The sequence below is a fragment of the Rhizobium mongolense subsp. loessense genome (assembly GCF_900099775.1).
GTDB classification, from domain to species: Bacteria; Pseudomonadota; Alphaproteobacteria; order Rhizobiales; family Rhizobiaceae; genus Rhizobium; species Rhizobium loessense.
The window spans coordinates 211,278-227,460 of sequence record NZ_FMTM01000001.1 but is presented as its reverse complement, the minus strand read 5'-3'; the positions used below and the strand labels follow the sequence as shown (position 1 = coordinate 227,460).

The window sequence follows — 16,183 nt, the reverse complement described above, 5'->3', positions numbered from 1 at the left end:
AGTACTAAAAATTGCTAGCGATTCCCGTTGCTTTTCACAAGCATTCAAAGCAATGACGCAGGCTCAACGCGCAGCTTTTCTGTCATTTTTCTTGACTGCGCAGGCATGGAATAGTTGTTTTCCCATATGAGCGATCAATCTCATTCAATTCAGTCCATCTGTGTCTACTGCGGGTCGAGGCCCGGACGGGATACGGCATACATGGCCGCCGGGCGCGCGCTCGGCAAAGAAATCGCCGAATACGGCCTGCGGCTCGTCTATGGCGGCGGCACCAAAGGCATCATGGGTGCTGTTGCGAGCGGCGTGCTTTCCAATGGGGGGCAGGTGACCGGCATCATCCCCGAATTCCTGATCGACATGGAGGCGACGCGCCATTCCCTCGGCCAGCTCAACGAGCTCATTGTAACGCCGGACATGCATGCGCGCAAACACCTGATGTTCGAGCGTTCCGACGCCTTCGTGGCGCTGCCGGGCGGGATCGGCACGCTGGAGGAAATCGTCGAGATCATGACCTGGGCGCAGCTTGCCCGTCACGAAAAACCGATGGTCTTCGCCAACATCAAAGGATTCTGGGACCCGATGATGGAACTGATGAAGCACATGACGGACGAGGGTTTCGTGCACACCGCCCATCGCGTGCAGCCGCTCGTCATAGACGACGTCTCCGGCATCATTCCAGCCATCATGGCGCAGGCAGCGGAACTCGCTGCCGACCGTGAGGGCGAGGATGCCGTAATTTCGAAGATGTGAGGCGGGCGCTCAGCGCCCGCGCGTTGCGTTCAGCATTGACCACGTATAGAGCACGAGGCCTGCCCAGATGAGCGGGAAGGCGATCATGCGCGCTGTATCCAGCGGTTCGTGGAAGACGAAGATCGCGATCAGGAAGATCATCGTCGGCGCGATGTACTGCATGATGCCGATCGTCGAGAGCTTCAGAAGCTTTGCGCCGTTGGCGTAGATCATCAGCGGTGCGGCAGTGACTATACCGCAGCCGAAGAGCAGCGCTGTATCGCTGAAGCCGGTCTGAACGAAGTGGCCTTCGCCACTGAAGAACTCCAGATAGACGATGTAGAGGACGGCCGGAACGCTGAGAATCAGTACCTCGAGCAGGAAGCCCTGGTTGGGGCCGAGCGGCAATGTCTTGCGGAAGAAGGCATAGAAGGCCCAGCTGAAGGCGAGGGTCAGCGCCACCCACGGAAGCCCGCCGCCATCGATGGCGAGAACGACAACGGCAATCGCCGCCAGGCCGATTGCGACGATCTGAGCCGGGCGCAGCTTCTCCTTGAGCAGTACCGAGCCCATGAAGATGCTGATCAGCGGGTTGATGAAATAGCCCATGGCGGCATCGAGCGAGTGTCCGGCGCCGATCGCCCAGACATAGGTACCCCAGTTGACGGTGATGAGTGCCGCCGTCAGCGCAGCCATTGCGAGCATGCGCGGCGAGCGCAGCGCGTCACGGATTTCCTGCGTACGTCCGAGCGCGAGCAGCACGAGGCCGGCAATCGGAACGGACCAGAGAACGCGATGCGCGATCACCTCGGCCGGCGAAATATGCGCCAGCGCCTTCATGTAGATCGGCAGGAATCCCCACAGAAGATAAGCCGTCAGCGCAAAGGCGAAACCGCGCGCACTATCTTCGTTTTTGATGACAGGAGGGCTCGCTTCGGCAGACATCAGGTGTTTCCAGCTTTGTTCTTCTTCTGATCTCGATTAGCTTAAGTGCCGTGAATAGACCAATTCATTTCGGTGAATGGATTGTCAGCGCTATTGAGGCGGAGGACGCATGGCTTTCGAGGATGAGCCGCCATACCGGCAGATTTATGCCCGCCAGATACTGGCGAAGGCAGGTGTTGCGAAGAACGACAGGCTACTTGCAGCCCTGGCCAAAGTGCCGCGTGAAAAATTCGTCGGTCCGCCGCCCTGGCTCTACAACGACTTCCGCCATTATCGGGAAATGGCTTCCACCGATCCGGTCGTGCTTTATCAGGACTTGTTGATAGGTCTCAATACCAGGCGTGGGGTCAACAACGGCATGCCCTCCCTTCACGCGTCCGCACTGAATACGCTTGGAATTCGGGAGGGCGAGACGGTTGCCCATCTGGGTGCCGGGACGGGCTATTACACTGCGATCATTGCCGGACTCGTCGGCTCCTCTGGCAAGGTCGTCGCCGGCGAATACGAGGAAGCGCTGGCCGAAAAGGCGCGGGAAAACCTTTCCGGTTATCCCAATATCGAGGTAGTGCGGGGCGATGCGGCCAAATGGCCGAAGGAAGACGCCGACGTCATCTACGCCAATTTCGCGCTCGACCATCCGCCGGCCACCTGGATCGAAAACCTGGCCGTTGGTGGGCGGTTGTTGTTTCCGCTCGGAATCCCGGCGGTCGAAAATGGCAGAGCCACCGGCTTCACCCGTTCGGCAGGCTTCCTGCTTATAGACCGGCGTGCCAGAGGTTTTGGCGCCCGCTTTGTTCAGCCGGTCTCCTTCGTCTGGGCGGAAGGTCAAGAACCGCCGCCGGCTGGTCGCCACGAGGGTCTGGCGGAAGCCTTTCGCAGCCGCCGCCTGTTGCAGGTTCGCAGTTTCCGCTGGCGGACCGCGCCACAAGGCGAAGAGAGCTACGGCGAAAAGGAATGGGGGCTCTCTTTCGAGGAGCCGTGATCTTCACTCCGCCGCGATCTTGCCCGCCAGCTGCCGGTTCTTCATCAGCTTGTAGATCACGGAATCCATCAGCGCCTGGAACGAGGCGTCGATGATATTTTCCGACACGCCCACCGTCCACCAGCGCAGGCCGTCGCTGTCGGTGGATTCGATCAATACACGCGTGATGGCCTCGGTGCCGCCGTTGAGGATACGCACCTTGAAGTCGGCGAGAACCAGGTCGTCGATTTCGTGCTGATACTTGCCGAAATCCTTGCGTAGCGCCAGGTCGAGCGCATTGACCGGGCCGTCGCCTTCCGCCACCGACATGATCGTGTGGCCGTCGATCACCATCTTCACGACGGCTTCCGAAACGATCTTCACCCGCCCGTGCGAGTCGAAGCGGCGCTCGACCATCACGCGGAATCCTTCGATCGAGAAGAATTCCGGGATGGTGCCAAGCGTGCGGCGTGCCAGCAGTTCGAAGCTCGCATCCGCCCCTTCATAGGCGTAGCCGGAAGCTTCACGCTCCTTGACGATGGAAATCAGCCGGTCGAGCTTCGGGTCGTCCTTGGCAACCTCGATGCCCCGGCGTTTCAGAGCATTGATGAAGTTCGCCTTGCCGCCCTGGTCGGAGACCATGACCTTGCGGAAATTGCCGACGCTTTCGGGCGGTACATGCTCGTAGGTGCGCGGGTCCTTGAGCAGAGCGGAGGCATGGATGCCCGCCTTGGTCGCGAAGGCCGAAGCGCCGACATAGGGCAGTTGATGGTCCGGCGAGCGGTTCAGAAGCTCGTCGAAGGCATGGGAAAGCCGGGTGAGGTTCACCAGCCGCTCCGCATCTATGGTGGTTTCGAAGCGGGTGCTGTAGGTGTCCTTCAGGGCTAGCGTCGGGATCAGCGTCACCAGGTTGGCATTGCCGCAACGCTCGCCGATGCCGTTGAGCGTCCCTTGGATCTGGCACACGCCGGCCTCGACGGCCACAAGCGAATTGGCGACCGCCTGGCCCGTGTCGTTATGCGCATGGATGCCGAGACAGTGACCGGGAACGCCTGCCGCAATCACCGCCTCGACGATGGCGTGGATCTCAGGCGGCTGCGCGCCGCCATTGGTGTCGCAGAGCACGACCCAGCGAGCACCCGCTTCATAGGCGGTCTTCGCGCAGGCGAGCGCATAGGCTGGATTGGCCTTGTATCCATCGAAGAAATGCTCGCAATCGACCAGCGCCTCCTTGCCGGCGGCGATGGCCGCCTTCACGCTTTCGGCGATGCATGCGAGGTTTTCCTCGTTGGTGCATCCGAGCGCGACCTTGACGTGATAGTCCCAGCTCTTGGCGACGAAACAGATCGCATCGCTCTTTGCCTGCAACAGCGCTGCGAGGCCTGGATCGTTGGAGGCTGAAACGCCCGGTCGCTTCGTCATGCCGAAAGCGACGAATGCTGCCTGGCTGGTGCGCTTCTCTGCGAAGAAAGCGGTGTCAGTCGGGTTTGCGCCCGGGTATCCGCCCTCGATATAATCGAGGCCGAACTCGTCCAGCATGGTCGCAATCGCAATCTTGTCCTCGACCGAGAAGTCGATCCCGGGCGTCTGCTGCCCGTCGCGGAGCGTCGTGTCGAAGAGGTAGACTTTTTCTCTGGTCACCGAGGTGCCTCCGAAGCATTTGATCTTATGCCGTGCGGCTCATCCCCCTCTGCTGGCAGAGCCGACATCTCCCCTAAAAGGGGGAAGATTGAGAATATGCGGCGTCTCACGCCCGCTGCATCGATGGTTGCACGCGCGGGTGCCGACAGCGGATCTTCCCCCTTGTGGGGGAGATGCCCGACAGGGCAGAGGGGGGTATCCACGACACGCATCATAGGCCTTTATTTCCCCGCAAACCTGTCCGTTGCCCGGATCAGTTGATCCAGGATGCCGGGTTCGGAAAATGCATGTCCCGCACCTTCGATCAGGTGGAATTCCGCCTTCGGCCAGGCCTTGTGCAGCGCCCAGGCGAAGCGGGCGGGGCAGGGCATGTCGTAGCGACCGTGCACGATGACGCCCGCAATATCCTTGAGCTTGTGCGCCTCGCGGATGAGTTGGCCTTCCTCCAGCCAGCCGGCATTGACGAAGAAATGGTTTTCGATGCGGGCAAAGGCATAGGCGAACTCGGCCTCCTCGAACTTGCCGCTAGTCGACGGCTCGGGCAGCAGCGTGATCGTCTCGCCTTCCCAGATGCTCCAGGCATGCGCGGCTTTGAGCGCGATTGCCTTGTCATCGCTCGTCAGGCGGCGGTGATAGGCCTGCATCATCTCGTGACGCTCTTCCGGCGGAATGGGCGCAATGAAGCGTTCCCACTTGTCCGGGAACATTTCCGAAACGCCGAATTGATAGTACCAGTCGAGTTCCGCTTTCGTGAGCGTATAAATACCGCGCACGATGAGCTCAGAGACCCGCTCGGGATGCTTTTCGGCATAGGCGAGCGCCAGCGTCGAGCCCCAGGAGCCGCCGAAGATCTGCCATTTCTCGGCCCCAACCATATCGCGCAGCCGCTCGATGTCGGCAACGAGGTGCCACGTCGTGTTGGCGTTCAGATCCGCATGCGGCGTGGATTTGCCGCAGCCGCGCTGGTCGAAAAGCGTCACGTCGTAGAGCGCCGGGTCGAAGAGGCGGCGATGCACGGGCGAAATGCCGCCGCCAGGGCCGCCGTGCAGGAAAACGGCGGGTTTGGCGCCTGGCGTTCCGCAGCGTTCCCAGTAGATCACATGGCCGTCGCCGACATCGAGATGGCCCGAAGCATAGGGTTCGATTTCAGGATAGAGCGTACGCAGCACTTCGGTCATATCTTCAAGCCTTTCGCGGGCCATACGTCGGTATCGTGGTCGGGATGCTGGAAGGAGATGATGTGCTCCTGCCGGGCATAGTAATCGGGATCCCGGTGAACCGGTGCATCGAAGATCGTTTCGACCCAGGGCAGACGCGAGTCGTAATTCACTTGGATCTGCGGCGCGAGATCGCTGCGGTCGTCGAAGGTGCCGATCGCAAGCTCCAGCCCGCCGGGATGCCGGTAGGTCATCGGCGTGCCGCAACTGCTGCAGAAACCGCGGTCGATGTTGATCGAGGACTGGAAATAGCTCGGCTCGCCGCGCGTCCACTCCAGGCCCTCCTCCGGCGCGGTAATGAGCGCCGAAAAGAAGCCGCCGAACTGCTTCTGGCACATGCGGCAATGGCAGATAGACGGGCGCCCCAGCTTGCCGCTGATACGAAAGCGTATGGCGCCGCATTGGCACCCGCCTGTTCGGATAGGTTCGCTCATGTCTGTGCTCCGGATGGCCAGTGGTTCGTATCGTGATCGGGATGCTGATGATTGCTGGCTGCGATCGCGTCTTCGCGCTCCGAGGTCCCGGCGTCGGGCTCTACCGGCAGGGCGTCCAGCGCGTGAAACCAGCTCATCTTGCGACCGGTATTCGATTGCATCACCGGCCTGACCGCGTCGGGATCGTCCAGCGAGCCGAGCGTAATGTTGACAGACTCGGCACTAGGTATGTCGTAGAAGAGTGGCGTGCCGCAATCGCCGCAGAAGCCGCGGCGCACGAGATCGGAAGAGCGGAACCACTTCGGTGTTCCGCGCGTCAACGCAAAATCCGTTCGCATGACCGCTCCGAGCGGCAGGAAATAGTTGCCCGCCGCCTTCTGGCACATGCGGCAATGACAGATATGCGGATAGCCGAGTTCGCCCGCCGCGCGATAGCGCACTGCGCCGCATTGGCATCCGCCGCTATGGCTCGTTCCCGCCGTCACTTGCGCTCCTCTGGCCATTCCGTCGTGTCGTGATCTGGATGCTGATAGGAGACGATCTCACTGACGAATGCGGCCGTCTCGACGTCGTCTTCCGTGCGTGTGCCGGGAAGCTCGTGCAGTTTGTCCGTGAACGGCAGCTTGCCTTCGATGCCATACTGGATCGTCGGCGGCAGAAGAGCCGGATCGTCGAACGTGCCCGCTGCAATCGCCATCCCATCCGGCGCCTCATAGGTCAGCGGTGTGCCGCAATTGTCGCAGAAGCCGCGCTCGACGAAATTGGAGGAACGGAATGTCTTCCGCCCGCCGCGCGTCCACGCGAAATCAGCCCCGCGCACGGAAACAAGCGGCGCATAATAGCCGCCGAACGCCTTCTGGCACATGCGGCAATGGCAGATCGACGAATGCGAAAGCTCGCCTTCCACGCGGAATCGGATCGCACCGCACTGGCAGCCACCGGTGTAGACGGTCATCGACACTTCCTCCCGTTTGGCGTGGGTGGTGAAAAGACCCCTTCCAGCCCTCCCCACAACGGGGAGGTCTGGTTCGCGCCGCCGCGGTCATTCTCAGCGGCAACCTCGATGGATGCTTCATGCTCGACAGGGGTGTCGTTTCCAAGCGGCATGGCGCAGTAACCCCTCCCATGTGTGGGGACGGGTTGGGAAGAGGCATTTCCCCATAACACCGACCTCACCGCTTCACCTCCCAGGTCGTCACGCGCTCGCCGCTGACCGCATCTTTGCCGTCCTTGAGCTGGATGCCCTCGGCAAGCAGTGTCTCGCGGATCTTGTCGGCCTCAGTGAAGTTTTTTGCCTTCAACAGTTCAAGGCGCGCGCGCACTCGCCTGTCGATCTCGGCGGCGACCGCCTCATCCACTTCCGTTTCCTTCGGCTTCACGCCGAGAAGGGCAGCGCTCGCCGCGAAGGTGGCGGCGTTGCCGGACTGCGCCAGGGCATGAAGCGCCTGAACGGCGACGACCGTGTTCAGGTCGTCGGCAAGCGCGTTCAGTACTGCCTCGTCCGGCGGCGCGTCGCCGGCATCCGCCGCTGGCCACTTCGCCAGCAGGCGTTCGGCCTCTTCTAGCCGCTTGATCGAAAAATCGATCGGCTCGCGGTAATGCGTCATCAGCATCGCAAGCCGCAAAACTTCGCCCGGCCACTTCCGGCCGCCGAATTTTTCGGTGTGCAGCAGCTCGTAGATGGTGACGAAGTTGCCCTCGGATTTCGACATCTTGCGGCCCTCGACCTGCAGGAAGCCGTTGTGCATCCAGACATTCGACATCACATCCGTGCCGTGGGCGCAACGAGACTGGGCGATCTCGTTTTCGTGGTGCGGGAAGATCAGGTCCAACCCGCCGCCGTGAATATCGAAGACCTCGCCGAGATAGCGCCGGCTCATCGCCGAGCATTCGATATGCCAGCCCGGACGGCCGCGGCCCCATGGGCTTTCCCAGCCGGGTTCGTTATGGCTCGAAAGCTTCCAGAGAACGAAGTCGCCGGGATTTTTCTTATGCGCATCGACGGCGACGCGCGCGCCCGCCTGTTGCTCATCGAGATTGCGCTTCGAAAGCGCGCCGTAATCCGCCATGGATTTCGTGTCGAACAGCACTTCGCCCTCCGCCTGATAGGCGTGGCCCTTGGCGATCAGCTTTTCGATGATCTCGATCATCTGCGCGATGTTTTCCGTCGCGCGCGGCTGGATGGTCGGATCAAGGCAGCCGAGAGCCGTGGCATCTTCGAGATATTGCGTCTCGGTTTTTTCGGTGACCAGGCGGATCGCCTCGTTGAGCGGCAAGCCGGGGTGGTCGCGCAGAGCCCGCAGGTTGATCTTGTCGTCGACGTCGGTGATATTGCGCGCATAGGTAACGTGCTCGGCGCCATAGACGTGCCTAAGCAGCCGAAACAGTACGTCGAAGATGATGGCGGGCCGCGCATTGCCGATATGGGCGTAGTCATAAACCGTGGGGCCGCAGACATACATGCGGACGTTTAGCGGATCGATGGGCTTGAAGACCGTCTCCTCGCGCGTCAGCGTATTGTATAGCTTGATTTCCGGCTTCTTCAGTTCCGGCTGGCCGGCCATGTTTATTCTCCCAAAATGCAATGACCCGAAAAATACCGCCGCCGGCGGGCCGGGGCGTTTCTCATCTTTGGGTATTTGGGAGACGAAAACGGCCAGGCCAGCGAGCGCGCTAGCGAATAATCTTCCGGCAGATAATGCAGGTAACCGTTTTCATGGCGGGTTTTATGGCGCGGGAACGATGTTTGGTCAAGTGCTGCGTAAGAGACGGGCGTCGCGACCGCAAATGCAGGGCTGGAATGGCAAATAATGCGCCATCTTTCCGGCGCAAACCTTTCTGGCGGAAGCGGTGGAGCGAGAGAGCATCAGTGAAGAAAGCCGTTCAACGAGCCGTCATCGGTGCGGCGATTCTAGCGGTCGCATCCGCTTCCTATTTGGCTTACGATTTCGGCATGGTCCGCTTCAATCATCCATCCATCAAGGACTATCCGATTCAGGGCATCGACGTTAGCCACCATCAGGGCGACATCGAATGGAAGAAGCTCGCCGCTCAATTGAATGTCCGCTTCGCCATCATGAAGGCGACAGAGGGCGGAGATCATAAGGACACGCGATTTGCCCGGAACTGGCAGGCCGCAAAGGAGGCCGGCATTGTGCGCGGGGCATATCACTTCTTCACCTTTTGCCGGCCGGGCCGTGAGCAGGCGCAGAACGTATTGGCGACAGTTCCCAACGAGCAGGGCACGCTGCCCATTGCGATCGATCTCGAATTTGTCGGCAACTGCGCCAAAATTCCGACGGTCGAGCAGCTGACCGCCGAAGTCAACGCGTTCCTGGCCGAGATCAAGAGCACATATCCGGGGAAGCCGATATTCTACGTCACGCAGGAATTCTTCGACCTATATCTGAAAGGCAACGAATCCAGCTTCCCGGATCATTATCTCTGGCTGCGCAGCGTATTCAAAGAACCTGAGCAGGAAAAATGCGGCCGCTGGTCGATATGGCAGTTTGCCGACAACGGCAAAGTCGATGGCATCGAGGGGCCGGTTGACCTCAACGCGCTCTGCCCCACAGAAACGGGCCTTGCCGTGCTGTTCAACGAAACAACCGGCCGGTAGTCGTTATTCCCGCAGCCGGTAATCTACCAGCCTGTTCTCTCGGACGATAAAGAGCTTGCCCGTCTCGGTTACATCCGGGCCGACGAGCGGCAGGATCGCCTTGGCGACTTCGGAAGGATGCGGCAGCGTCGCGGGATCTTCGCCGGGCACGGCCTGGGCGCGCATGGCGGTGCGGGTGGCGCCGGGATCGACGCTGGTGATGCGAAGAGCCGTCGACCGGCTTTCGCCGGCCCAGGTGCGGGCGAGCGCTTCGACCGCGGCTTTCGACGCGGAGTAGGGCCCCCAGAAAGGCCGGCATTTGTGAGCGGCAGCCGAAGAGATGATCACGGCGCGGCCGGCGTCCGAGCGCGTCAGCAGCGGATCGACGGAGCGGATCAGCCGCCAGGTGGCCGTGACGTTGATGTTCATCACCTTCTCGAAGGTCTTCGCCTCGATATGGCCGATCGGCGAGATGACACCGAGCACGCCGGCATTGGCTACGAGGATGTCGAGCTTGCCCCAGCGCTCGAAAATCGAGGCGCCGAGCGCGTCGATGGCGTTCATATCCGCAAGATCGAAAGGTACGAGTGTGGCGCTGCCGCCCGCCGCCTTGATCGCGTCGTCAAGCTCCTCGAGGCCGCCGACCGTGCGGGCGCAGGCGATCACGTGGGCTCCGGCCTTTGCCAATTCCAGTGCCGTGAAATAGCCGATGCCCCGCGATGCACCGGTGACGAGTGCGATGCGGTTTTTGAGGTCGATGGTCATGATCGTGTCGTCCGTGTCGGTTACGCGCAAACGCATCCCACCCTAATGAGGGGAAGAGGAGGCCGCCGGCGTTCATTCAGATTTATGAAGTCCCTTAGCCGTTGCTGGCCATCACGGCGAGCTTGCGCACGTTGCTCGTGCTTTCCTTGTCGAGCAGCCGCGTCGGGTAGTCGCCGGTGAAATAGTGGTCGGTGAACTGCGGATTCTCGTTGTTGCGATCTTCTCCACCGACCGCACGATAAAGCCCGTCGATCGAGAGGAATTCGAGCGAATCGGCACCGATGTAATCGCACATCGCCTTCAGGCTGTTGTACTGATTGGCAAGCAGCTTGTCGGCGTCCGGCGTATCGATGCCGTAGAAGTCCGGGAAATAGATCATCGGGCTTGCGACGCGGATGTGCACTTCCTTCGCGCCTGCGTCGCGGATCATCTGGACGATCTTCAGCGAGGTGGTGCCGCGCACGATCGAATCGTCGACGAGGACGACGCGCTTGCCTTGGATCATCGCCCGGTTGGCCGAATGCTTCAGTTTAACGCCGAAGGCGCGGATCTGCTGCGTCGGCTCAATGAAGGTACGGCCGACATAGTGGTTGCGGATGATGCCGTACTCGAAAGGAATGCCACTCTGCTGAGCGTAACCGAGCGCTGCCGGCGTACCGCCATCGGGAACTGGCACGACGACATCGGCATCGACCGGGGCTTCCTTGGCGAGATTGATGCCCATGTTCTTGCGGGCGACATAGATGCTGCGGCCGCCGACGACGGAGTCAGGGCGAGCGAAGTAAACAAATTCGAAGAGGCAGAGACGCTCCGGCTTCGGTGTTTCGGGCTTGCGGGCGTCGATGGTGATCGAGCCGTCCGGCTGGATTTCGCAGATGACGACTTCGCCGTTCTCGACGTCGCGGATGTATTTGGCGCCGATGATGTCGAGCGCACAGGTCTCCGAACAGAAGATCGGCTTGCCGTCGAGCTCGCCCATGACGAGCGGACGGATGCCGATCGGGTCGCGCGCGGCGATCAGCTTCGTGCGGGTCATGGCCAGCATCGAATAACCGCCTTCCATCTGGCGGATCGCATCGATAAAGCGGTCAGAGGAGGAGGCCTGTTTGGAGCGGGCGATCAGGTGGAGGACGACTTCGGTATCCGAGGTCGACTGACAGATGGCGCCGTCGGCAATCAGTTGACGGCGAAGCGTCAGGCCGTTGGTGAAGTTGCCGTTATGGGCGACAGCGATGCCACCGACTTCCAGCTCGGCAAAGAGCGGCTGGACGTTGCGGAGTGCCACTTCGCCCGTCGTCGAATAGCGCGTGTGGCCGATGGAGATGAAGCCTGGCAGTTTCGCGAGCGTTGCAGGATCGGTGTAGTGGTCGCCGACGAGCCCCATGCGCTTTTCGGTATGGAACTGGCGGCCGTCGAAGGTGACGATACCGGCCGCTTCCTGTCCGCGATGCTGGAGGGCGTGAAGCCCGAGCGCCGTCAGCGTTGCTGCATCGGGATGGCCGAGAATGCCGAAGACGCCGCATTCCTCGTGGAGTGTATCTCCATCGAGTTCATCGTTGAGCGTGGAGGAATGGGACTGGTTCATTGATGCGGGCCTTTGCTCTCACAAGAATGGATCGGCTTTTCCATAGCATGATGCCGGATTCAGGCATTTTAAACGGCGGGGGCCCGGCAGAGCAAATGCCCGACCGGACCCTTATGTCACGTCCCGCTCAAATGGCAATTGCCACGCGGCAGGTCAAGCTGTTGAACACTGTGTCAATTCGACTGCGGCTGCGCGCCGCCCGACGGGGCTGCGCCACCTGCAGGCGCTGTATCATCCGCCGGGGCCTGTTCGCCGGCCGGTGCATTGCTGCCTTGCGTGCCTTCGGCCGGCGGCTGAACCTTCTCGAGCACGCTGGCTTTCACCATCTGTGCGAATTCCTCAGGCAGGACCGATTGCAGCTTTACGACCATCGAGTCAAGGAACGGCTTGGACTTGGCGTTGTTCACCCAAGAGGGCCGGTGATCGGCATCGACGAGCCAGTTCCAGAAGGCCACTGCCACGACGAGAAGCAGTATGCCGCGTGCCGCGCCGAAGAGGAAGCCCAAAGTGCGGTCGAGCGCGCCGATCCGGCTGTCGATGATGAAATCGGCAATCTTCATGGTGATAAAGGAGATGACGATCAACGCGATCAGGAACACGACGGCGGCGGAGCCGACGATCGCGATGCGGTCATCATCGGTGTACCTCTTCGCGTAAGGAACGAGGTGCGGATAGAGGTAGTAGGCGGCAGCCGCCGAGCCGCCCCAGCTTGCGATCGACAGCACTTCGCGCGAAAAGCCGCGGACCATCGCCAGAACGGCGGAGAAGAGGACGACGCCGATGACAATACCGTCGAAAATCGTGATGGGCATATAAATTCAACTCCAGGACCGCCGCGTGGGTGATGCGGTTCGGTCGGGCCTCATTCGTGTGCATCCTATATCATCACCGTTTATGGCAATGAAAGGATCAAACCTCGTCTTCCACACGTCGTAGCGCACCTTTGGATCCGGCAATGCGCACGACCAGATCCGGCAGGCTCTCGATCTCGTTCCAGCGTCCGCCCGAACCCTTCGGCAAATCGACGGAGGCTGACGGAAGCAGCGCTGCAGAAAATCCCAGCTTCTCGGCTTCTTTGAGGCGCTGAGGGGTATGCGCAACCGGACGGACGGCCCCCGACAGGCTGACTTCGCCGAAATAGACGCAATCGGCCGGGAGAGCAATACCGGCTAGCGAGGAAACCAATGCCGATGCGACGGCGAGATCAGCCGCCGGCTCGCTGATACGATAGCCGCCGGCGACATTCAAATAGACGTCATGCTGACCGAGCCGAACGCCGCAATGGGCCTCGAGCACCGCAAGGATCATCGAAAGTCTGGCGGAATCCCAGCCGACCACGGCGCGGCGCGGCGTTCCGAGCGATGTCGGCGCCACCAGCGCCTGCACTTCGACGAGGATCGGGCGCGTTCCTTCCATGCCGGCAAAGACCGCCGCTCCCGGTGACTTTGCATTGCGCTCGCCGAGGAAAAGTTCAGATGGATTGGCGACTTCACGCAGGCCGCCGTCGGACATTTCGAAGACGCCGATCTCGTCGGTTGGCCCGAAGCGGTTCTTGACCGTGCGCAGGATGCGGTAGTGATGGCCGCGGTCACCTTCGAAGTAGAGCACGGCGTCGACCATGTGTTCCACCACCCGAGGACCGGCGATCTGGCCGTCCTTGGTGACGTGGCCGACGAGAACCATGGCCGCTCCCGTCTGCTTGGCGAAGCGGATCATCGACTGCACGCCGGTGCGCACCTGCGTGACCGTCCCGGGCGCCGATTCCGCCAGTTCGCTCCAGAGCGTCTGGATCGAGTCGATGATGACGAGATCCGGCCGCTTGCCGTCTGCGAGCGTCGCGAGGATATCCTCGACATTGGTCTCCGCGGCAAGCATCACGTCGGTGTCGGCCGCGCACAGGCGCTGGGCGCGTAGCCGAACCTGCGCCACGGCCTCTTCGCCCGAGACGTAGATGATCTTGTGACCGCGGCGCGAAAGCGCTGCCGCCGCCTGCATCAGCAGCGTCGACTTGCCAATACCGGGATCGCCGCCGACGAGCACCGCCGAGCCGCGCACGAAACCGCTGCCGAGCGCCCGGTCGAGTTCCGAGATGCCGGTATGGATGCGCGGCGCTTCTTCGATCTCGCCGGAAAGCGCAGTCAGCGTCACCGGGCGGCCCTTCTTCGGCGTCCTTGCCGGTCCGCCACCGATCCCGCCCATCGGGTCTTCCTCGACGATGGTGTTCCACTCGCCGCAGTTCTCGCATTTGCCCGCCCAGCGGTTGTGGATCGTGCCGCAGCTCTGACAGATAAATTGTGTCCTGGCCTTCGCCATCAATGATGCTTTCGCCCATGAGCGCCGGCGCGCCCGAATCAGATTTGCCCTAGATAATGGCTTGCGGGACCGATCAAAACTAATGATTTTCCCATCAGGCGCCCAAGTGGCAGCATGGAAGGATCATCCGACGGATCGCTCAATGCTCGATTATTCGCTCGCCCACTGGATCGCCTTCTTCACCGCCGCCGTGCTTTTGAACCTGTCGCCGGGTCCGGATATGGCTTTTATCCTCGGCCATACGATCAAAAGCGGCACGCGTGCCGGCTTTTCGGCTGTCTTCGGCATCTGGACCGGCGCCTGCCTGCACGCGCTTCTCGCAGCCTGCGGCCTTTCGGCGGTACTTGCCGCCTCTGCCATTGCCTTCTCGGCAGTGAAGTGGCTCGGTGCGATCTATCTCGTCTGGCTCGGCATCCAGGTCCTGCGCTCAAGCGGCGAGGGCGGCTTCGTCAAGGCGGCAGGCGAAAGGCTGGGCTCAGGGCGGATCTACCGGCAGGGCGTGCTCGTTTCGCTGCTTAACCCGAAGGTTGCGATCTTCTTTCTCGCCTTCCTGCCGCAGTTCGTCGTCGAAGGCGCCGGGCCTGCCTGGCTACAGCTTTCCGTGCACGGCGGGCTGATTATCGTCGTGGCTGCCTTCATCGAGCCGCCGCTGATCCTGGCCGGAGGACGGCTTGCCGATCTGATCAAACGCGATAGGAGGGTTAGTCTCTGGCTCGATCGCGGGCTAGGCGCGCTGTTCGTTGCCCTTGGCGTGCGGCTGGCCCTGACAAGCCGCTGAGCGGCACCTCATTCTTCGCTGACGTATTTTCGCTCATACCGCAACCCGACGCTTGCCAGCATCTCATAGCCGATCGTGCCTGCCGCCCGTGCCGCATCGTCAACGGGGACGTTCCTGCCGAAGAGTTCGATGTAATCGCCGGCACGGATGAGGTTTTCCGGCAGGTCGGTCACATCGAAGATGGAAAGATCCATGGTGATGCGCCCGGCGACCGGCACGGTGTGGCCCTCAAAGAAGCCTTGGCCGCCCTGCGGCACGGCTTGGCGAAGCGGGACGCCGCCGCTCGACTGGCTTCGCATGTAGCCGTCGGCATAACCGGCGGAAACGATGGCGAGGCGGCTATCGCGGTCAAGCTTCAGCGCCCGGCCGTAACTCACGGATTCGCCAGCGCGCACGGTGCGGACCTGGATCACGCGGGCCTCCGCGGTCGCAACCGGCCGCATGGGGTTGGCCATGCCGCTCACCGCTTCGCCGCCGTAGATGGCAATGCCGGGGCGCGTCAGGTCGAAATGGTAATCCTCGCCGAGAAAAATGCCGCCTGATGCAGCGAGGCTTGATTCGATACCTTCATATGCGGCGCTAACCTTGCGGAATGATTCGAGCTGCTGCTTGTTCATCTGAGATGACGGATCGTCGCCGCAGGCGAGATGGCTCATGACGAGAACCGGGGCGAAGCTGGCCGGGCGGGAGACGTCATCAGCCAGCGCAAGCGCTTCGTCGATATGAAGGCCGAGCCGGTTGAAGCCGGTGTCGACATGCAGCGCGCAAGGGTAGTCGCCATATTCCGAAAGCACCGCCATCCAAAAGGCGAGCTGTTCCTGGGAGGAGATGACCGGCACGAGGTCGTTTTCAAAGAAGCGTCTTTCAGTGCCTGGCCAGATGCCGGCGAGCACGAAGATGCGCGCATCGGGCGCGTAGAGGCGCAGCGTCACGCCCTCATCGACAGTTGCGACGAAGAAGTCGCGGGCACCGGCGATGTAGAGCGCTTCCCCAGCATCCTCGATGCCCATGCCATAGGCGTCCGCCTTCACAACCGCAGATGCGCGCGCCCTTTTGGAGCGCCGTGCCATGTCCCGCCAGTTTTCCGTCAGCGCAGTCAGGTCGACAGTCAGCCGCACGCCGGCGGAAGCAAACCTGTCTTCTTCGGAGGCGGCGGAATTTTCAGTCATGAATCCACATTAAAAAACGGCCGGAGATGAGTCTCCGGCCAGTCTAAA

Annotated in this window: 16 protein-coding genes; 4 read left to right on the top strand and 12 right to left on the bottom strand. The window is 61.5% G+C overall.

All coding sequences use genetic code 11. The features are described 5' to 3' along the window. Positions 1–126: 126 nt before the first annotated feature. A complete protein-coding gene (locus tag BLP23_RS01165) occupies positions 127–750 on the top strand; it encodes an LOG family protein (RefSeq protein WP_063855986.1) in 624 nt (207 codons plus the stop codon). A 9-nt stretch (positions 751–759) separates the two neighbouring features. Here the strand turns inward: BLP23_RS01165 and rarD are convergent, their stop codons facing one another. Beyond that, positions 760–1,674, bottom strand: a complete 915-nt coding sequence (gene rarD, locus BLP23_RS01160) for an EamA family transporter RarD (protein ID WP_092583189.1) — start codon at positions 1,672–1,674, stop codon at positions 760–762. A 109-nt stretch (positions 1,675–1,783) separates the two neighbouring features. Here rarD and BLP23_RS01155 point away from each other — a divergent pair, with 109 nt between their 5' ends. Beyond that, on the top strand, positions 1,784–2,656 hold the full coding sequence (locus tag BLP23_RS01155; protein ID WP_092583188.1) for a protein-L-isoaspartate O-methyltransferase family protein: 873 nt from the start codon (positions 1,784–1,786) through the stop codon (positions 2,654–2,656). A gap of 3 nt (positions 2,657–2,659) precedes the next feature. Here BLP23_RS01155 and cimA read toward each other — a convergent pair whose 3' ends face one another. The 6 genes from cimA to cysS all read right to left on the bottom strand — a co-directional run bounded on the left by cimA (position 2,660) and on the right by cysS (position 8,491). Then, a complete protein-coding gene (cimA, locus tag BLP23_RS01150; RefSeq protein ID WP_092583187.1) occupies positions 2,660–4,276 on the bottom strand; it encodes a citramalate synthase in 1,617 nt (538 codons plus the stop codon). Positions 4,277–4,497: 221 nt separating this feature from the next. After that, on the bottom strand, positions 4,498–5,454 hold the full coding sequence (gene pip / locus BLP23_RS01140) for a prolyl aminopeptidase (RefSeq protein WP_092583185.1): 957 nt from the start codon (positions 5,452–5,454) through the stop codon (positions 4,498–4,500). After that, positions 5,451–5,927: a GFA family protein gene (locus BLP23_RS01135; protein WP_092583184.1), complete on the bottom strand. Its 477-nt coding sequence runs from the start codon at positions 5,925–5,927 to the stop codon at positions 5,451–5,453. The genes pip and BLP23_RS01135 overlap by 4 nt, the downstream gene beginning before the upstream one ends. Continuing rightward, positions 5,924–6,430, bottom strand: a complete 507-nt coding sequence (locus tag BLP23_RS01130; protein ID WP_092583183.1) for a GFA family protein — start codon at positions 6,428–6,430, stop codon at positions 5,924–5,926. The genes BLP23_RS01135 and BLP23_RS01130 overlap by 4 nt, the downstream gene beginning before the upstream one ends. After that, positions 6,409–6,882, bottom strand: a complete 474-nt coding sequence (locus BLP23_RS01125; RefSeq protein WP_092583182.1) for a GFA family protein — start codon at positions 6,880–6,882, stop codon at positions 6,409–6,411. The genes BLP23_RS01130 and BLP23_RS01125 overlap by 22 nt, the downstream gene beginning before the upstream one ends. A gap of 217 nt (positions 6,883–7,099) precedes the next feature. After that, positions 7,100–8,491, bottom strand: a complete 1,392-nt coding sequence (gene cysS / locus BLP23_RS01115) for a cysteine--tRNA ligase (RefSeq protein ID WP_092583180.1) — start codon at positions 8,489–8,491, stop codon at positions 7,100–7,102. A 305-nt stretch (positions 8,492–8,796) separates the two neighbouring features. Here cysS and BLP23_RS01110 point away from each other — a divergent pair, with 305 nt between their 5' ends. Continuing rightward, positions 8,797–9,546, top strand: coding sequence for a glycoside hydrolase family 25 protein (locus BLP23_RS01110; protein ID WP_233426609.1), 750 nt, complete (start codon positions 8,797–8,799; stop codon positions 9,544–9,546). A 3-nt stretch (positions 9,547–9,549) separates the two neighbouring features. On the opposite strand, the gene BLP23_RS01105 is transcribed toward BLP23_RS01110, so the two are convergent. The 4 genes from BLP23_RS01105 to radA form a co-directional block, all read right to left on the bottom strand. Further along, the gene (locus BLP23_RS01105; protein ID WP_092584212.1) at positions 9,550–10,290 is read right to left on the bottom strand and encodes an SDR family NAD(P)-dependent oxidoreductase; all 741 of its coding nucleotides are present in this window, start codon (positions 10,288–10,290) and stop codon (positions 9,550–9,552) included. 94 nt (positions 10,291–10,384) lie between these two features. Further along, the gene (gene purF, locus BLP23_RS01100) at positions 10,385–11,875 is read right to left on the bottom strand and encodes an amidophosphoribosyltransferase (RefSeq protein ID WP_092583178.1); all 1,491 of its coding nucleotides are present in this window, start codon (positions 11,873–11,875) and stop codon (positions 10,385–10,387) included. A gap of 173 nt (positions 11,876–12,048) precedes the next feature. Next, positions 12,049–12,687 (bottom strand): CvpA family protein, encoded by a 639-nt coding sequence (locus BLP23_RS01095; RefSeq protein WP_092583177.1) that lies wholly within the window; start codon positions 12,685–12,687, stop codon positions 12,049–12,051. Positions 12,688–12,784: 97 nt separating this feature from the next. Then, positions 12,785–14,188: a DNA repair protein RadA gene (radA, locus tag BLP23_RS01090; RefSeq protein ID WP_092583176.1), complete on the bottom strand. Its 1,404-nt coding sequence runs from the start codon at positions 14,186–14,188 to the stop codon at positions 12,785–12,787. Between the two features lie 142 nt (positions 14,189–14,330). Between radA and BLP23_RS01085 the strand changes: the two genes are divergently transcribed. Further along, positions 14,331–14,966 carry a LysE family translocator gene (locus BLP23_RS01085; RefSeq protein WP_092583175.1) on the top strand — a complete coding sequence of 212 codons (636 nt, stop codon included), beginning with the start codon at positions 14,331–14,333 and terminating at the stop codon, positions 14,964–14,966. Between the two features lie 8 nt (positions 14,967–14,974). Here the strand turns inward: BLP23_RS01085 and alr are convergent, their stop codons facing one another. After that, entirely contained in the window at positions 14,975–16,135 is a 1,161-nt protein-coding gene (gene alr / locus BLP23_RS01080; protein WP_092583174.1) for an alanine racemase, read from the bottom strand. Positions 16,136–16,183 lie beyond the last annotated feature (48 nt).